Here is a 17,835-nt window from a genome sequence, read left to right as displayed (position 1 = left end):
CTATCTTTGACCTTTTTTTAAAAAATTTAGACTAGCTAAATCGCTACTCTACGTATAATTTCTGGTTTTTCTTTTTTAAATAAGCCTTTTATAATCTTCTTTTCAAATTCTGTTAGATTCAACATAGGCCTCACCCCTTTCTCGGGATTCTATACCTCATTCTCAAAGACTAATTCGTTGAAAATGAGCTTTTTAAGGAATTCATTTTCCTTATGTTTCTACTATATCACTTTAGTCAGTAAAAGTCAATAACTTTTTGACCAAATTTGACTATTTTTAAAAATTTTTCAAGGACGCAAAAAGCCAGTCGTTTCCAACTGGCCTTTTCTATTTAATTTAAAATCTTAGCTCAATGCATCATCCATTGAAAGAACTTCGTGGAAGACACGTTGTGTCAATTCAGTTTTTTGTTCTGGTGTGAGGTATTTAGTGTTTACACAGTATCCAGAGATACGTACGATGACATCTTCGCCATTCATAATCTTGTCATAAACATCTTTCAAGTCCATTACGTTCAAGTTACAGTGTTGTCCACCGTTTTCGAAGTAACCATCAAGGATTGTTACTAAGTTATCCACTTGTTCGTCACGAGTTTTACCAAGAGCACGAGGTGAAACTTGAGTTGTCAATGAGATACCATCAGCTGCGTAACCAAAGTCAAGGCTAGCAAGTGAGTTCAAGTTTTGCAACCATCCACCTTTAGCTTTGTTAGATGGGTTAGCACCTGGTGAGAAGAATTCAAGTTTAGACAAGTTCACAGAACCATCTTCGTTGAGGTATACACCTTTGTGGACTGGTGAGTTACCAGTTTGTTTAGAGTAAGCAACGTTAGATGTGATGGTCAAAAGTGATACTGTAGCTTCTGCGTTCTTGTAGAGTTTGTGGCTACGTAGACGAGTTGTGTAAGCTTCGATCAACCATTCTGCCAATTCGTTTGAACGTGGGTCATCTTCACCCCAACGTGGGTATTCACCGATTGTTTCGTAATCGTAGATGTAGCCATCCTCGTCACGGATTGGTTTAACTGTAGCGTACTTGATAGCTGACAATGTATCAACTGTGTTAGCAAATCCACAGATACCGAATCCCATGTTAGCACGTTGTTTAGTTGGCAAGAAGGCCATTTGAACAGCTTCGTAGTTGTACTTGTCAGTCATGTAGTGGATGATGTTCAAAGCGTCTACGTAAGTGTCAGTCAACCAGTCAAGAGATTTTTCAAAGTTCGCTTTAACTGATTCGAATTCAAGAACTTCGTCACGAATAGGATCGATGTCAAATACTTTGTAGTCTTTGTGAACATCGTCGTAACCACCGTTCAAACCAGTAAGAAGAGCTTTCAAAACGTTTACACGAGCACCGAAGTACTGGATGTTGTGGCGTTGATCTTCGTTTTCTGGGTCAAGTGGTGACACACAGCATGAGATACAGCTCATTTCTCCGTATCCGTCTTTAGCCATTGTTGTTACACCTTCGTATTGGATAGAAGAGTGTTTGTGGCTCATGTGCATACAGTAGCGACGGAAGTTGTATGGCAATTTGTCAGTCCAAAGAACTGTCAAGTTTGGCTCTGGAGAGTTACCGATATTGTCAAGAGTGTTCAAGAAACGGTAGTCCATCTTAGTAACACGGTGACGACCGTCGTTACCCATACCAGCCATAGAAGTTGTGATGAATGTTGGGTCACCTGAGTACAATTGGTCATAAGCTTTTGTACGAGCAAATTTAACTGTACGAAGTTTCATAACGAAATCATCAACGAACTCTTGGATTTCTGATTCAGTAAATGTACCACGAGCAAGGTCACGTTCTGCAAAGATGTCAAGCACGATTGGCACACGACCTAAAGATGTAGCGGCACCATTAATCACACGGCAGACAGCCATGAAAGCGATGTTAACCCATTGGATTGCTTCTTTAACGTTCATCGCTGGTTTGCGAACATCAACCCCGTAAAGGTCACCCAAGCGAACAACTTGTTGCAATGCTTGGTATTGAAGGTTTACTTCTTCGCGAAGACGGATTGTTTCTTCATCAATTTCTTTAATTGCATTCCAGTCGTTTACTTTTTCTTGCATCAAGTAGTCTGCACCGTAAAGAGCAAGACGTGCGTAAACACCGATGATACGTCCACGTGAGTAAGCATCTGGAAGGCCAGTTACAGTGTGAGCGTGACGAGCACGACGGATGTTTGAAGTGTAGGCACGGAAGATACCGTCGTTAACTGTTGTTACGTATTTTGTGAAGATTTCATGAACAGCTGGATCTGGTTCGTATCCATTTTCTTTCAAAGTAGTTTCAGCCATACGGATACCACCTTTTGGCATGAAATTCAATTTGAAGAGTTCATCGTTTTGGATACCGAAGATCAATTCGTTTTCTTTGTCGATAAATCCAGCAGGAATATCAGCAATAGATGTTGGACGAGTGTCCATTGGGAAACGAGTTTCTTCGTAGTGTGCTTTTGTTTCTTCTACGATTTTTTTGATGTGAAGCGAACGTTCTGTTGGGCCAGCAAGGAAACTTTCATCTCCATCGTAAGGTGTGTAGTTAGCTTGAACGAAGCGAGAAATACTTGCTTTTTCTTTCCAATCTACGCCTTTGAAGCCTTCCCAAGCTTTATCAAAAATATCTTGCGCTTCAACAACTGTCTTAACAACCATGTTAATGTCCTCATTTTTCTTTCTAGTAACAACTATCTGTTACATTCATAAATCAAGTATACCACACAGTAACCGATTTCAACAAGGAGAAAACAGCCTTTTTAGCGCTTTCTTTTATAATACAGGCTGTTTTTTGATATTATCTGTATTATATTTTTGAAAGTTAGACTACTCTTTTCCATTTTTTCAGAAAAAACGGTATAATGAGAAAGAAAATACGGCTAGAAAGGAAGCTAAATGCTCATATTTCCATTGATTAATGATTTGTCTAGAAAAATCATCCATATCGACATGGATGCCTTTTTTGCTGCGGTGGAAATCAGAGATAATCCTAAGTTAAAGGGCAAACCTGTCATCATCGGGAGTGACCCCAGACAAACAGGTGGACGTGGTGTCGTTTCTACCTGTAGCTATGAGGCGCGAGCTTTTGGTGTTCATTCAGCCATGAGCTCTAAAGAAGCTTATGAGCGCTGTCCCCAAGCTATCTTTATCTCAGGAAATTATGAAAAGTATAAGACTGTGGGACTTGAGATTCGTGCTATTTTTAAACGCTACACTGATTTGATTGAACCTATGAGTATTGACGAGGCATACTTGGATGTAACGGAAAATAAACTCGGTATCAAGTCAGCTGTCAAAATAGCCCGTCTCATCCAACAAGATATCTGGCAGGAGCTACATCTGACTGCTTCTGCAGGCGTCTCTTATAACAAATTTTTAGCTAAAATGGCTAGTGACTATCAAAAGCCACATGGTTTGACAGTCATCCTCCCAGATCAGGCTGAGGATTTTCTCAAACAAATGGACATTGCTAAATTTCACGGTGTGGGCAAAAAAACAGTTGAACGCCTTCATGAAATGAGCATTTATACTGGTGAAGACTTATTGGCTGTTTCTGAAGTCACTTTAATCGATCGGTTTGGCAGACTCGGTTTTGATCTTTATCGAAAGGCTAGGGGCATTCATAATTCACCGGTCAAGGCCAATCGTATTCGCAAGTCCATTGGCAAGGAAAAAACCTACGGAAAAATCCTGCAAGTAGAAGAAGACATCAAAAAAGAGCTGACTCTTCTCTCAGAAAAGGTAGCTCACAATCTTAGCCAACAAGGCAAAGCTGGAAAAATCATTATCCTAAAAATACGATATGCTGACTTCTCTACTCTAACTAGACGAAAAAGCCTCCCACAAGCAACACAGGATACTAGTCAGATTTCTCAAACTGCCCTTCAACTCTACGAAGAACTAGCTGAAAAAGAAAAAGGCATTCGTTTGCTAGGAGTCACAGTAACAGGATTTTAAAAAGCTTGAAGGAAGATTCCCTCAAGCTTTTTCTTATACAAATAAACGCACAAAACTATAGAGCAACAAGACACTACCGAGTACGATACGGTATTTACCAAAGAGGGTAAAGTCGTGCTTCTTCACATAGCCAGTCAAGAAGCGAATAGCAACCATGCTGACCGCGAAGGCTACTCCCATAGCAACCAAAAGCAAGAACAGTTGTCCAAAACTCAAGAGTTGACCTGCTTTTATAAATTTGAAAATCTTTAAAGCACTAGCCCCAAACATAACAGGAATTCCGAGATAGAAGGTAAACTCTGTTACGACAGAGCGACTCGTTCCATTTAACAAACCACCAACGATAGTTGCACCAGAACGGCTCGTTCCTGGGAAGAGGGCGAGGACTTGGAAGAGTCCGATGTAAAGAGCTGTTTTATAAGGCAACTTGTCTAGCTCTGTTACTATTGGTTCAATGGCTTGCGCCTTATTTCGTTTTTCGAGATAGATAAAGGCAACCCCATAGATAATCAACATAATAGCAACTGATACCATATTATGAAAATGAGTGTCAAACCAATCATCCAGCTTAAAGACTAACAATAAAGGCAAGGTCGCAACGAGGACTTTTGACCACAATTGCCAAGTTCGACGGACTTCCACCTTATTTTTACCAGGTTTGAAGGGATTGAGCTTGTTAAAGTAAATCACCATAACCGCTAAGATAGCACCGAGCTGAATGACAACATTAAACATGGACATGAAGGCTTCATTTTGGTCCTTGTATTGTACAAATTCTTCAACCAAGATCAAGTGACCCGTACTTGAAATGGGCAACCATTCTGTAATTCCTTCAACAATCCCAAAAAAGATCGACTTCAAAATTTCAATAAGATACATGTATTACTCCTTTTTCTGTCCTCTATTATAGCATAATTTCGGATTCTGCGATAGGTTTTTTAGAAGGCACCGATGCTACCACCGCCTCCGCCTCCTGAGAATCCTCCACCTGAAGAACCACTTCCAGAAGATACGGAGTAGGTACTTGCTGTGTTTGCAATACTAGCATAGTGACTCATTTGAGCAGTTGAATGATAAAACATGCTGTGCCAGCCATAAGCTACATAAAGATTGATATCTGGATTCTCAACTTGAATCTGATAAGATTTCATCAAATGACTCACCTTGTCCGCATAACCAAATAAAGTAGCATAGACAAGGAGGCGATTCCAAAGAACAATACTCTCTAATTCTGCCTTGTCTAGATGGGCGATATCGCGAAGCATGTTTTCAAAACTAGTCCAGAGATAGTACGCTTCTAGTCCTTCTTCGTTTAAAACACCATCACGAGTATCAAATCGGGTTGTCCAATAATAGACGACAGCTAACATCAAGCTCACAAACCCAAGGATAGGAAGTGGCAGGGAAAAATACCCGTGAGCATCCAAACTGTACAAGAACCAGCCAAAACCAACGAAAGCAGGTAGAAGCGTAGAGACACCTATCGTCAATCGCAAGATTTTTTCGCCATTACTCAGTGGACGATAATAATCTGGAAGTTGCAAAGAGGAAACCCGCTTTCTCACTCCATCCTGCATCTGCTTCAGAGCTTGCTCAAAAGACGACTTAAGTTTACGTCCTGTTTTCTGAATTCGTTTTTCATCAGCTGCTTTTGCACCTTGGTAAAGACTAGTTGACACTTGGTAATCTGCAAACAAATCTGAAACAAGCACTTCTTCTCTTCCTGAAAAGGCCAAATTAAGGCAATCCTTTTCAAAACTGGCTAATCCTTTTTCTTTTACGACTTTTAGACGGACCTCATCTCCATTTGAGATGATTGAAACATTTCCACGGTCAATCACATCCAACAAGGTTGCCTGAACGAGTTGGTCAAAGGTGAACTTCCCTCCTCCCTTGGTCAAGGGGCTGACTTCCTCTAAAGAAGTGGAGTAAACAGATTCCGATAAAACCATCGGTTCTAAGTCCATTGGCGGTTCGTAGAGACGGTGATTTTTAGCATGTTTCTTCGATGGGGAGGTTTTTCTTCGGTAAATGCGATAGAAAATGACACTAAAGACTAAAGAAAGCGAGAGTAGAAAAGGGATAACCCACGTAACCAGAGCTTTGCTTTGAGCTTTTTCAGCAACAATGGACTCCTCTATTTTTTCAAATTCTGCTAAACGATTGCCCTTCAATCCCTGATCCAAATCAGTTCCAAAATCTTTTCTAGGCCAATAGGCATGCAATTCAACCCCACGCTGACGAGGTAGGTTCTGCAAATGAACACGATAATCACCACCTGTCTTCTCTACCTTGCCCTCTGTAAAGAGTTTCCCTGTATGAAAGAAAAGTTTTTCAGCTCCATTAAAGCCTGTTACCCGAAACGCAAAATTTTCGATAGGTTCTGAACTATCTGTCAAGGGTTGCCAATTAAGTTCCGCGATATCATCATATAGAAATAGGAGGTTTTTTAGTTGCCATGTGATTACCACTTCAACGGTATCCCCTTCTTGGCCTGGATTATACACTTTTACAGTATAACCTTCCGATTCTTCTATCACTTCACTATTGACATTCTCAATGGCGCTAGCATTTTTCCATACCTGAACCTTCGGACTGGGATCTATTTCAAAGCCCTTTGGCATCTTACCAGAACGGCCAAGTCCTACTAGTTGTCCATTAAAGTCTTCATCAAAATAATAGACTACTTTCTCCCTAAATTCTGCCGTATTATCTGCATGAATATACAAATCACCTTGATAAGAGCGAATCTTAAAATCAACCGCAAAAACAGAGAGTGGTAAAATACAAAACAAGCTAAATAAAAGCACGAAAAAAGTCTTTTTCACAACACAATCCCCCTTTTTATCTTTGCTATCATTATATCATTTTTTATAAGTAAAGGCTTATTCGTATTGAAAATCTCACCATTTTTAGATACAATAGAGAGAAGTCATTTTTTAGACTAGAAATAGGAGAAAACATGAAAAAATTATGCTTATCTATTCTTGCTAGCCTAGCCCTTACATTAGGACTAGCTAGCCAAGTCCAAGCCGACGAATATTTACGCATCGGAATGGAGGCAGCTTACGCTCCCTTCAACTGGACCCAAGACGATGATAGTAATGGTGCTGTCAAAATCGACGGTACCAACCAATATGCCAACGGCTATGATGTTCAAATCGCTAAAAAGATTGCCAAAGATCTGGGTAAGGAACCTTTGGTCGTGAAAACCAAGTGGGAAGGACTTGTTCCAGCCCTTACTTCTGGCAAAATCGATATGATCATTGCCGGTATGAGCCCAACCGCTGAACGCAAACAAGAAATTGCTTTTTCAAGCAGTTACTATACTAGCGAGCCAGTTCTATTGGTCAAAAAAGACTCTGCCTATGCCAATGCCAAATCTTTAGAGGACTTTAGCGGAGCAAAAATCACTTCTCAACAAGGTGTTTACCTTTATGATTTGATTTCCCAAATCCCTGGTGTCAAGAAAGAAACAGCTATGGGCGACTTTGCCCAAATGCGCCAAGCTCTTGAGGCTGGTGTTATTGATGCCTATGTTTCGGAACGCCCTGAAGCACTGACTGCCGAAGCCGCTAACTCTAAGTTTCAGATGGTCCAAGTAGAACCAGGTTTCAAGACTGGAGAAGAAGATACTGCTATTGCCATTGGACTTCGTAAAGATGACAGTCGTATCAGCCAAATTAATGCTAGTATTGAAACCATCTCCAAAGATGAACAAGTTGCACTGATGGATCGTATGATTCAGGAGCAACCTGCCGAAGCCACAGCAACTGAAGAAAGTAGCAGTAATTTCTTCAGCCAAGTTGCTAAAATTCTTTCTGAAAACTGGCAACAGCTCTTGCGTGGTGCAGGGGTCACTCTTTTAATCTCAATCATCGGAACTATCGTAGGTCTCATTATCGGTCTTGCCATTGGTGTCTTCCGTACGGCTCCTCTCTCTGAAAACAAAGCCATTTACGGCCTACAAAAACTAGTCGGTTGGATTCTCAATGTCTATATTGAAATCTTCCGTGGTACACCGATGATTGTTCAATCCATGGTTATCTACTATGGGACTGCTCAAGCTTTCGGTATCAATCTCGACCGGACACTGGCTGCTATCTTTATCGTCTCAATCAACACGGGTGCCTACATGACAGAAATCGTTCGTGGTGGTATTCTAGCAGTTGACAAGGGACAGTTCGAAGCTGCAACTGCTCTTGGTATGACCCACAATCAAACCATGCGTAAGATTGTCCTTCCTCAGGTTGTCCGTAATATTCTACCTGCTACTGGTAATGAGTTTGTCATCAATATCAAAGATACCTCTGTATTGAACGTTATTTCAGTTGTCGAGCTTTATTTCTCAGGAAATACTGTAGCGACTCAAACCTATCAATACTTCCAGACCTTTACCATCATTGCAGTGATTTACTTTGTCCTCACCTTCACTGTGACCCGTGTCCTACGTTTTATCGAACGCTATATGGACATGGACACTTACACTACAGGTGCTAACCAAATGCAAACGGGGGATTTGAAAAAATGACACAACCAATCCTTGAAATCAAACACCTAAAAAAATCCTATGGACAAAATGAAGTGCTAAAAGACATTTCTCTCACCGTCCATAAAGGAGAGGTTATTTCCATCATCGGAAGCTCGGGAAGCGGAAAATCAACCTTCCTTCGTTCGATTAATTTACTAGAAACACCTACAGGAGGAGAGATTCTCTATCGCGGAGAAAATGTCCTGGAAAAAGGCTATAACCTCACCCATTATCGTGAAAAGCTCGGTATGGTTTTCCAATCTTTCAATCTCTTTGAAAATCTGAATGTCCTCGAAAATACCATCGTCGCCCAAACGACAGTACTCAAACGTGACCACTCTGAAGCTGAAAAAATTGCCAAAGAGAATCTTGAAAAAGTTGGTATGGGAGAACGTTACTGGCAAGCCAAGCCGAAGCAACTTTCAGGTGGACAAAAGCAACGTGTAGCTATCGCTCGTGCACTCTCCATGAATCCTGACGCCATTCTCTTCGACGAACCAACATCTGCCCTTGACCCCGAAATGGTCGGAGAAGTCCTCAAAATTATGCAGGACCTAGCTCAAGAAGGCTTGACCATGATTGTTGTAACCCACGAAATGGAATTTGCTCGCGACGTCTCCCATCGTGTCATCTTCATGGACAAGGGAATCATTGCAGAAGAAGGTAAACCTGAAGAACTCTTCACGAACCCTAAAGAAGAACGGACAAAAGAATTCCTTCAGCGTTATCTCAATTAATAAATAAAGACTGCATACAGAATGCAGTCTTTTTAGTTTGTAATTGTAAAGGAAAGGCAGACTCGATTCAGAAATCTGCCTGTAACCACAGTTCAATCTTCAAATTTTTCATGATTTTTTTCATAGAAATCGATTAAACTAAGAGCTGTTTCAAATGAAATATTTTTAACTTTTGCGCGTCCTTGCGCTAGGGCAATGATAGACATTTCACGCGCATTCGTTTCTTTAGAGATACGGTAACCTGTGATCTTCTTATCACGAACCCAGCCAACAACTGCTTCTACCTTTTCAAAGTTTGACTTAACCATGTTCTTCTCCTGAATTATTCTTTACAATTCCTAATTGTATACGTTTTTATTTTATCTGTCAATAAAAAAACATATATTCGTCACAACTATATTATTCTGCATATTTTTATTTGGCTTTTAAAGCCGATAATATATGAGTTCTTATATCTTCAACTCCATTAGGATTTGCTGGTAGGAAGATTGTATTATTTCCTTCTTTTTCTGCAAAATTATTCAATGTGTCTAAATACTGGTTCGTTAATAGGATAGACATGATTTGTTCTTCAGTTAGCTCAACATTAGCTCCCTTTAACTCTTTGATAGAATCAGCCAGTCCGTCAACAATCGCTTTACGCTGTTCTGCAATCCCTACACCATGTAGGCGATCTTTTTCTGCTTCTGCTTCTGCCGCGGTCACGATCTTAATCTTATCTGCTTCAGCAAGTTCTTGCGCTGCAACTCTCTTACGTTGAGCTGCATTGATTTCATTCATTGATTGTTTTACTTCAGCATCAGGTTCAACTTTAGTAATCAGCGTTTTGACAATGATATACCCATACGTAGACATTTCTTCAGCCACTTGTTTTTGAACTTCTAAGGCGATTTCATCCTTCTTCTCAAACAACTCATCTAGGGTTAGCTTTGGTACAGATGAACGCAAAGCATCTTCAATATAGGATTTAATTTGGGCTTCTGGACGCATCAATTTATAATAGGCATCTGTGACATTGTTTTCATTTACTCGATACTGAGTCGCTACATTCATCGTCACAAATACATTATCTTGCGTCTTTGTCTCTACAACGATTTCACTCTGCAACAAACGTAGTTGTACTCTTGCTGCAATTCTATCAATCCCAAAAGGAGCCCGCAAATGAATACCACTATTGCTCAACTTTTGGTATTTACCAAAGCGTTCTATGATAGCGACAGATTGTTGTCGAACCACATACACAGAACTAACCATAATCACTGATGCAATCACCACTAAAAACAATAAAACAAGTAAAATTTGTAAAACCATGGGAATCTCCCCCTTTCATCACCCTCATTATAACACCATCGTTATCATTACGCAAATAATATGATAATAATTTTATTTTAGTTTAAACTAACATGTTATACAATGTTTCGTTTCCATTCAAATTAATATAAGACGGGTCAAACTTTTCCATACGATGAATCAATCCAGCATAATCATGCTTATTGGCAAGAGCAATCCCAATCAATACAGGGCCTGTCCCCTTGCTTGCTCGTTTGATATATTCAAAACGAGTGATGTCATCATTTGGCCCCAAAATGTCATTTACAAACTCTCGGAGAGCTCCTGGACGCTGTGGGAAATTCACTACAAAGTAATGCTTGATTCCATCGTAAATCAAGGCACGTTCTTCCATCTCTGGCATGCGGTTGATATCGTTATTTCCTCCAGAAATAATACAACAAATCGTCTTGCCTTTGATATAGTCTGATAAAACTTCCAAGGCTGCAACACTAGCAGCCCCGGCTGGTTCTGCTACAATTCCTTGTTTGGAATAAAGATCAATCAAGGTTTCAGAAATCAAGCCCTCGTCCACCCCAATCAGCGTTTCAACATTCTGACGGGTCGCTTCATAGGTTAATTGTCCAACTTTCTGTACAGCTATCCCATCAGCAAACTTATCAATTTCTTTGAGTTTAACTGGTCCCCCAGCCTCAAAGGCAGCTTTCATAGAGCGGGCTCCATTGGCTTCTACCCCAATCACTTCAATAGTCGGGTTGGTTTCCTTAATATAAGTAGAAACACCGGCAATCAATCCGCCACCGCCTACTGGTACAAGTACTGTATCAAAATCAATAGACTCTTTACGGGCTTCTTCAAGAATTTCATAGGCTACAGTCCCTTGACCAGCCTGAACATGCGCATCATCAAAAGGATCAATGAAGGTGCGGTTTTCAGAAACTGTAAATTCTTGTGCTGCCTTAGCAGAAGCATCAAAGGTATCCCCAACTAACTTAATTGTCACAAAATCACCACCAAAAAAGCGGACCTGTCCAATCTTTTGTTGAGGTGTTGTGATGGGCATAAAGATGGTTGCAGGAATTTTCATCTCATTACAAGTATAGGCGACACCTTGGGCGTGATTTCCTGCAGAGGCACAGACTACACCACGCTCACGTTCTTCTTTTGTTAATTGAGAAATGGCATAATAGGCTCCGCGAATCTTAAAAGAACGAACACGCTGGGCATTTTCCTTCTTCAAATAAATCTTAGCACCATACTTCTCTGATAAATAATGATCATAATCAAGTGGAGTATTGACTACTACACCACTCAATACTTTGTGGGCTTTCACCACGTCTTTTGCACTTAGCATTGTCTCCTCCTCAAATACTGTTTAAGATAAAAAGCGAGTTAGGTACCCCCAACTCGCCTTCTGTTTTTCTTCACAAGAATTAGTTGTAGATTTTGAATGCGTCGTCGTCATTTTTACCAACGAATGGCATTGCTTTACGCAATTCAGCACCAACTTTTTCAATTTCAAGGTTAGCTGCTTGTTCACGGTAAGCAGTCAATTTTGGACGTCCAGCCTTGTAGTCATTTACAAAGTCATTTGCAAATTTACCATTTTGGATATCTGCCAAGACAGCTTTCATGTTTTCTTTAACTTGCTCAGTAATCACACGTGGACCTGATACATAGTCACCGTATTCAGCAGTGTTTGAAATTGATTGACGCATTTTTTTGAATCCACCTTCGTAGATCAAGTCAACGATCAATTTCATTTCGTGAAGAACTTCAAAGTAAGCTAATTCTGGGGCATAGCCTGCTTCTGTCAAGACTTCAAAACCTGCTTCGATAAGGGCAGTCAAACCACCACAAAGTACAGCTTGTTCACCAAATAAGTCTTCTTCAGTTTCTTCTTTGTAAGTTGTTTCAAGCAAACCAACACGAGCTGCCCCAACACCTTTACACCAGTCCATAGCAATATTTTTCGCATTTCCTGTAGCGTCTTGGTATACTGCATAAAGAGCCGGAACACCAAAACCTTCTTCGTAAGTACGACGTACCAAGTGTCCTGGCCCTTTAGGAGCACACATGAAGACATCTACATCTGCAGGAACTTTGATAAATTCAAAGTGGATGTTGAAACCATGGGCAAATCCAACTGCATTTCCAGCTTCCAAGTTTGGAGCAATTTCTGCTTCATACAATTCTTGTTGGATTTCGTCTGGTGCCAAGATCATGATAACGTCAGCCAATTTAGTTGCTTCTGCCACTGTATAAGTGTCAAAACCATCTTCTTTTGCTTTGTCAAAAGATTTACCTGGACGCACACCGATGATGACATCACGACCTGAATCACGCAAGTTTTGCGCATGCGCATGTCCTTGTGAACCATAACCGATTACGGCGATTTTTTTACCGTCAAGCGCTGCTACTTTAACATCTTTTTCGTATTCCATTTGAACTGCCATAGTTTGTCTCTCTTTTCTATTATTTATTGCCTTTTAGGCTGGTTTAACAAATTTATGCTGGATTTTATACTCAATAAAAATCAAAGAGTATTAGTCGCGGGTAAATCCAGTTGCACCCGTACGAGCGATATTTTTGATACCATATGGTCGAATCACTCGCAATAAAGCTTCACTCTTTTCAGCATTTCCAGTCATCTGAATAGTGATGGAGCTTGGAGCCACATCTACTACCGTTGCACGGAAAGGTTGGATAATGGCCAAGATTTCTGCACGCTTTTCAGCAGGAGCAGATACTTTTACCAAGATAACTTCTCTTTCCAAGTGTGGCTTATCTGTGATATCTCGAATGCGAATCACATCAATCTGACGATTCAGTTGTTTAATGATTTGCTCTACTTCATCGTGTGAAGCTACATCGATAATGATGGTAATCCGTGATACATCAGGATTCTCTGTCGCACCAACTGAAATACTTTCAATGTTGACCTGACGACGAGAAAGGACACCTGTAAAGCGATTGAGGACTCCCGAACGATTTTGTAGTTTTGCTGTTAACATTCTACGCATGGAACTTCACCCCCAACATCTCATGATTGCTCTTACCAGCTGGTACCATCGGTAAAACCTGTTCCTTACGAGAAATATCCACCTCGATAAACATCGGCACATCCTCCAGAATGACTTCTAAATCCTTCTCTATCGTCTCTGGATTATCAAATTTATAATTTTTGATGCCGTAAGCCTGTGCCATCAGCTGGAAATCAGGAAGTGTATCAAAGACTGACTCGGAAGTTCTACCCTCATAGAAGGATTCCTGCCACTGACGAACCATTCCTAGGGAGTGGTTATTCAACATGACAACCTTAATCGGTACCTTGTAAATGTTCAAAATAGCTAGTTCCTGATTGGTCATCTGGAAGCCACCATCACCGACAAAAAGGATAACTTCTTTTTCCGGATTGGCAATCTTAGCCCCGATAGCTGCGGGAACTCCGAATCCCATGGTACCCAAACCACCTGAAGTGACTAACTGACGCTCATTTTGGTAAGGATAATACTGAGCCGTCCACATTTGGTGTTGACCAACGTCAGTTACAACAATGGCATCCCCATTCGTCAACTCACCGATGCGTTCAATAACGGCTTGAGGTTGAACCACACGTTCTTTCTTATCATAAGAACGAACTCGATTCTTGTCCTTGGTGACTTTTTCAATCCACTTTTCAGTATTATTATGAACAGTTGGTTCTGCTAGTAGCATCTGCAAGGCTTTCTTAGCATCGCCCACCACAGGAATATCTGCACTGATAATCTTGCCAATCTCAGCTGGGTCAATATCAATGTGGGCAACCTTAGCATTCTTCGCAAAGGTCTTAGGATTTCCAGTCAAGCGGTCATCGAAACGGCAACCAATACTAATCATAAAGTCGGCTTCCGTCATGGCAATGTTGGCCGCGAAAGAACCGTGCATGCCTCCCATTCCAAGAAAGAGCGGATGACTCGTCGCAATCGCACCTTGTCCTAAAAGACTAGTCACGACTGGAATTTGGTAACGTTCAGCAAACTCATTGAGTTCTGTAGCTGCTTCTGCATAACTAACCCCGCCACCTGCTAATAAAACAGGTTTCTTGGCTTTTGACAATTGCTTCAAGATCTTCTTGATTTGCATATCATTTGGCTCCAGAGTCGGCTGATAGCTTGGCAAATTCACTTCGGGTGAATAGATGAAATCTGTCTCTAAAGCAGATACGTCTTTTGGTAGGTCAATCACGACAGGCCCTGGACGACCTGTCGTTGCGATATGAACAGCTTCCGTAATGATGCGAGGAATATCTGCCGTCTCACGAACTTGGTAATTGTACTTAGTGATTGGCATGGTAATCCCCACGATATCCGCCTCCTGAAAGGCATCCTTCCCAATCCCTGCTCGCGCCACCTGACCCGTAAAGACCAAAAGGGGAACGCTATCGCTCATGGCATCTGCAATCCCTGTAATAGCATTTGTAGCTCCCGGTCCACTCGTGACGACAGCAACACCCAACTTTCCAGTTGATTTGGCATATCCTTCAGCTTCGTGCAAACAACCTTGCTCATGGCGTCCTAAAATGTGACGAATGCCTTTAAAATTGTATATCGCATCATACAAAGGTAAGACTGCACCACCAGGATAGCCAAATATGGTATCAATTCCTAAATCACGAAGTGTTTCCAAAACTAGATCCGACCCCGTCTTAGGAGATTCTAAACTGATTTTCTCCATTGTTCCCCTTTCTCTTCTCTTAAAAATAGCTTGTTACTATCATACCATTTTTTCAAAAATTTTCAAGATAAAAGAAGCAATTTTCTGAATTTTCTATCTAAAAGTGTATTTATGAATCTTTTTCTCATTTTTATTAACATATCATCAAAATAAGGAACTTTTCCTTGCTTTCATTTATTAAATCAGTCTAATTTCTTCGTACATGGGATGGAAGTTGGCAAGATTTTCATTTAATTTCTAAATTTCCATAATATATTCAGCAAATATGCGTGCAATAAAGGTAATAAAAAAGGAAGCCACTAAGTGACTTCCTTCTATTGCGAAGACAGATTATTCTTCACCTTTGTTTTTCTTAATGATTTCTTCTTGTACTGACTTAGGTACATCTTCATAGTGGTCAAATACCATCATGAATGTACCACGTCCTTGAGATGCAGAACGAAGAACTGTTGCATAACCGAACATTTCAGCAAGTGGAACGTAAGCACGAACGATTTGGCTGTTACCGTGTGCTTCCATACCATCTACACGTCCACGACGAGCAGTTACGTGACCCATAACATCACCAAGGTTTTCTTCTGGAACAGTGATTGTTACAAGCATCATTGGTTCAAGGATAGCTGGTTGTGCAGTCTTAGCAGCTTCTTTAAGTGCAAGAGATGCAGCAATCTTGAAGGCAGTTTCAGATGAGTCGACATCGTGGTATGAACCATCGTAAAGTTTAGCTTTAACGTCAACAATTGGGTAACCTGCAAGAACACCGTTAGCCATTGCTTCTACAAGTCCTTTTTCAACCGCTGGGATAAATTCACGAGGAACCACACCACCGACGATTGCGTTTTCGAATTCGAATCCTTTACCTTCTTCGTTTGGAGTAAATTCAATCCATACATCACCGAATTGACCTTTACCACCAGACTGACGTTTGAAGAATCCACGTGCTTGAGTGGAAGCGCGGAATGTTTCACGGTAAGATACTTGAGGAGCACCTACGTTCGCTTCAACTTTAAACTCACGACGCATACGGTCAACAAGGACGTCAAGGTGAAGCTCACCCATACCAGAGATAACTGTTTCACCAGTTTCAACGTTTGTTTCAACACGGAATGTTGGATCTTCTTCAGCCAATTTTTGAAGGGCAATACCCATCTTGTCTTGGTCTGCTTTAGATTTTGGCTCAACCATCAATTGGATAACTGGTTCTGGAACGTCGATTGATTCAAGGATGATTTTAGCTTTTTCATCAGTCAATGAGTCACCAGTTGTCGTATCTTTCAAACCAACGGCAGCAGCGATATCACCTGAGTAAACCGTGTCGATTTCTTTACGGCTGTTAGCGTGCATTTGAAGGATACGTCCGATACGTTCACGTTTACCTTTAGAAGTATTCAATACGTATGAACCTGATTGAAGAACACCTGAGTATACACGGAAGAAGGTCAAACGACCTACGAATGGGTCAGTCATGATCTTGAAGGCAAGAGCTGCGAATGGCTCTTCGTCAGATGCTGGACGAGTTTCTTCTTCATCTGTATCTGGGTTAACACCTTTAATCGCTGGGATGTCAAGTGGGCTTGGAAGGTAGTCGATAACCGCATCAAGCATCAATTGAACCCCTTTGTTTTTGAAGGCAGAACCACACAATACTGGGAAGAATTCAACATTGATAGTAGCTTTACGGATACCCGCTTTCAATTCTTCGTTAGTGATTTCTTCACCTTCTAGGTATTTCATCATCAAATCTTCATCAGTTTCAGCAACTGCTTCGATCAATTTTTCACGGTATTCTTGTGCTTGTTCAAGATATTCAGCTGGAATATCCTCTTCAAGGATATCTGTACCAAGGTCGTTTGTATAGATTTCGGCTTTCATCTTGATCAAGTCGATGATACCACGGAAATCATCTTCAGCACCGATTGGCAATTGGATTGGGTGTGCGTTTGCTTGAAGACGGTCGTGAAGCGTGCTTACTGAGTAAAGGAAGTCAGCACCGACTTTGTCCATTTTATTGGCAAATACGATACGTGGAACTCCGTACTCAGTTGCTTGACGCCAAACTGTTTCAGTTTGAGGCTCAACACCTGATTGTGAGTCAAGAACAGTAACCGCACCGTCCAATACACGAAGAGAACGTTGTACTTCAATTGTGAAGTCCACGTGCCCTGGTGTGTCGATGATGTTTACGCGGTGGTTGTTCCATTGAGCTGTTGTCGCAGCAGATGTGATAGTGATACCACGTTCTTGCTCTTGCTCCATCCAGTCCATTTGTGACGCACCTTCGTGAGTTTCACCGATTTTGTGGATTTTACCAGTGTAGTAAAGAATACGCTCAGTAGTTGTTGTTTTACCGGCATCGACGTGAGCCATGATACCGATATTACGAGTTTTTTCAAGTGAAAATTCGCGTGCCATGAGGTTTGTTTCTCCTATTTATTTTTGATTTCTATTCTATTATAACACGATTTTAATAAAAACGGATAGGCAGGACCTACCCGTTCTCAATGTTTATCTTGTTTTTGTTGGTTTCAACTTGTAGACAAGTTGAATTGAACTCGGGCTAAAAGCTTAAGTTAACTGATTCGAACTCGAGCGAGGCCCGGTG

13 protein-coding genes are annotated in these 17,835 nt (G+C 41.0%); 3 read left to right on the top strand and 10 right to left on the bottom strand.

Annotation, left to right across the window (positions count from 1 at the left end):
* Window positions 1–344: 344 nt before the first annotated feature.
* Window positions 345–2,660 (bottom strand): formate C-acetyltransferase, encoded by a 2,316-nt coding sequence (gene pflB, locus M1F56_RS01390; protein WP_247916615.1) that lies wholly within the window; start codon window positions 2,658–2,660, stop codon window positions 345–347.
* A 237-nt stretch (window positions 2,661–2,897) separates the two neighbouring features.
* Here pflB and dinB point away from each other — a divergent pair, with 237 nt between their 5' ends.
* Window positions 2,898–3,959 (top strand): DNA polymerase IV, encoded by a 1,062-nt coding sequence (gene dinB, locus M1F56_RS01385; RefSeq protein ID WP_061598042.1) that lies wholly within the window; start codon window positions 2,898–2,900, stop codon window positions 3,957–3,959.
* 33 nt (window positions 3,960–3,992) lie between these two features.
* Here the strand turns inward: dinB and M1F56_RS01380 are convergent, their stop codons facing one another.
* Together M1F56_RS01380 and M1F56_RS01375 are read right to left on the bottom strand one after the other, a co-directional pair.
* Window positions 3,993–4,838: an undecaprenyl-diphosphate phosphatase gene (locus tag M1F56_RS01380; RefSeq protein WP_061598043.1), complete on the bottom strand. Its 846-nt coding sequence runs from the start codon at window positions 4,836–4,838 to the stop codon at window positions 3,993–3,995.
* Window positions 4,839–4,897: 59 nt separating this feature from the next.
* Complete coding sequence (locus M1F56_RS01375) at window positions 4,898–6,787, bottom strand: DUF2207 family protein (RefSeq protein WP_247916614.1); 1,890 nt, start codon at window positions 6,785–6,787, stop codon at window positions 4,898–4,900.
* Window positions 6,788–6,921: 134 nt separating this feature from the next.
* Here M1F56_RS01375 and M1F56_RS01370 point away from each other — a divergent pair, with 134 nt between their 5' ends.
* Together M1F56_RS01370 and M1F56_RS01365 are read left to right on the top strand one after the other, a co-directional pair.
* Window positions 6,922–8,490: an ABC transporter substrate-binding protein/permease gene (locus tag M1F56_RS01370; RefSeq protein WP_061598045.1), complete on the top strand. Its 1,569-nt coding sequence runs from the start codon at window positions 6,922–6,924 to the stop codon at window positions 8,488–8,490.
* A complete protein-coding gene (locus M1F56_RS01365) occupies window positions 8,487–9,227 on the top strand; it encodes an amino acid ABC transporter ATP-binding protein (protein ID WP_000193353.1) in 741 nt (246 codons plus the stop codon). The genes M1F56_RS01370 and M1F56_RS01365 overlap by 4 nt, the downstream gene beginning before the upstream one ends.
* Before the next feature lie 92 nt (window positions 9,228–9,319).
* Here the strand turns inward: M1F56_RS01365 and M1F56_RS01360 are convergent, their stop codons facing one another.
* The 7 genes from M1F56_RS01360 to fusA all read right to left on the bottom strand — a co-directional run bounded on the left by M1F56_RS01360 (window position 9,320) and on the right by fusA (window position 17,645).
* Window positions 9,320–9,535, bottom strand: coding sequence for a hypothetical protein (locus tag M1F56_RS01360; RefSeq protein WP_000241003.1), 216 nt, complete (start codon window positions 9,533–9,535; stop codon window positions 9,320–9,322).
* 106 nt (window positions 9,536–9,641) lie between these two features.
* Window positions 9,642–10,538: an SPFH domain-containing protein gene (locus tag M1F56_RS01355; protein ID WP_084875908.1), complete on the bottom strand. Its 897-nt coding sequence runs from the start codon at window positions 10,536–10,538 to the stop codon at window positions 9,642–9,644.
* An 82-nt stretch (window positions 10,539–10,620) separates the two neighbouring features.
* The gene (gene ilvA, locus M1F56_RS01350; RefSeq protein WP_000947305.1) at window positions 10,621–11,871 is read right to left on the bottom strand and encodes a threonine ammonia-lyase IlvA; all 1,251 of its coding nucleotides are present in this window, start codon (window positions 11,869–11,871) and stop codon (window positions 10,621–10,623) included.
* Window positions 11,872–11,950: 79 nt separating this feature from the next.
* Complete coding sequence (ilvC, locus tag M1F56_RS01345) at window positions 11,951–12,973, bottom strand: ketol-acid reductoisomerase (RefSeq protein WP_000290683.1); 1,023 nt, start codon at window positions 12,971–12,973, stop codon at window positions 11,951–11,953.
* Window positions 12,974–13,063: 90 nt separating this feature from the next.
* Window positions 13,064–13,540, bottom strand: a complete 477-nt coding sequence (gene ilvN, locus M1F56_RS01340) for an acetolactate synthase small subunit (protein WP_001253806.1) — start codon at window positions 13,538–13,540, stop codon at window positions 13,064–13,066.
* Window positions 13,533–15,233, bottom strand: a complete 1,701-nt coding sequence (locus M1F56_RS01335) for an acetolactate synthase large subunit (RefSeq protein WP_247916613.1) — start codon at window positions 15,231–15,233, stop codon at window positions 13,533–13,535. The genes ilvN and M1F56_RS01335 overlap by 8 nt, the downstream gene beginning before the upstream one ends.
* 330 nt (window positions 15,234–15,563) lie before the next feature.
* Window positions 15,564–17,645, bottom strand: a complete 2,082-nt coding sequence (fusA, locus tag M1F56_RS01330; protein ID WP_247916612.1) for an elongation factor G — start codon at window positions 17,643–17,645, stop codon at window positions 15,564–15,566.
* Window positions 17,646–17,835 lie beyond the last annotated feature (190 nt).

The organism is Streptococcus oralis (assembly GCF_023109005.1).
Classification (GTDB): domain Bacteria; phylum Bacillota; class Bacilli; order Lactobacillales; family Streptococcaceae; genus Streptococcus; species Streptococcus oralis_BU.
The sequence above is the reverse complement of the archived record's forward strand: the minus strand, read 5'-3'. Positions and strand labels throughout refer to the sequence as shown.

Coding starts and splice junctions, on each gene's coding strand:
- ilvC (WP_000290683.1), bottom strand. CDS start 12,973: ATGGCAGTTCAAATGGAATACGAAAAAGATGTTAAAGTAGCAGCGCTT.
- fusA (WP_247916612.1), bottom strand. CDS start 17,645: ATGGCACGCGAATTTTCACTTGAAAAAACTCGTAATATCGGTATCATG.
- ilvN (WP_001253806.1), bottom strand. CDS start 13,540: ATGCGTAGAATGTTAACAGCAAAACTACAAAATCGTTCGGGAGTCCTC.
- M1F56_RS01355 (WP_084875908.1), bottom strand. CDS start 10,538: ATGGTTTTACAAATTTTACTTGTTTTATTGTTTTTAGTGGTGATTGCA.
- pflB (WP_247916615.1), bottom strand. CDS start 2,660: ATGGTTGTTAAGACAGTTGTTGAAGCGCAAGATATTTTTGATAAAGCT.
- M1F56_RS01335 (WP_247916613.1), bottom strand. CDS start 15,233: ATGGAGAAAATCAGTTTAGAATCTCCTAAGACGGGGTCGGATCTAGTT.
- ilvA (WP_000947305.1), bottom strand. CDS start 11,871: ATGCTAAGTGCAAAAGACGTGGTGAAAGCCCACAAAGTATTGAGTGGT.
- M1F56_RS01370 (WP_061598045.1), top strand. CDS start 6,922: ATGAAAAAATTATGCTTATCTATTCTTGCTAGCCTAGCCCTTACATTA.
- M1F56_RS01360 (WP_000241003.1), bottom strand. CDS start 9,535: ATGGTTAAGTCAAACTTTGAAAAGGTAGAAGCAGTTGTTGGCTGGGTT.
- dinB (WP_061598042.1), top strand. CDS start 2,898: ATGCTCATATTTCCATTGATTAATGATTTGTCTAGAAAAATCATCCAT.
- M1F56_RS01380 (WP_061598043.1), bottom strand. CDS start 4,838: ATGTATCTTATTGAAATTTTGAAGTCGATCTTTTTTGGGATTGTTGAA.
- M1F56_RS01365 (WP_000193353.1), top strand. CDS start 8,487: ATGACACAACCAATCCTTGAAATCAAACACCTAAAAAAATCCTATGGA.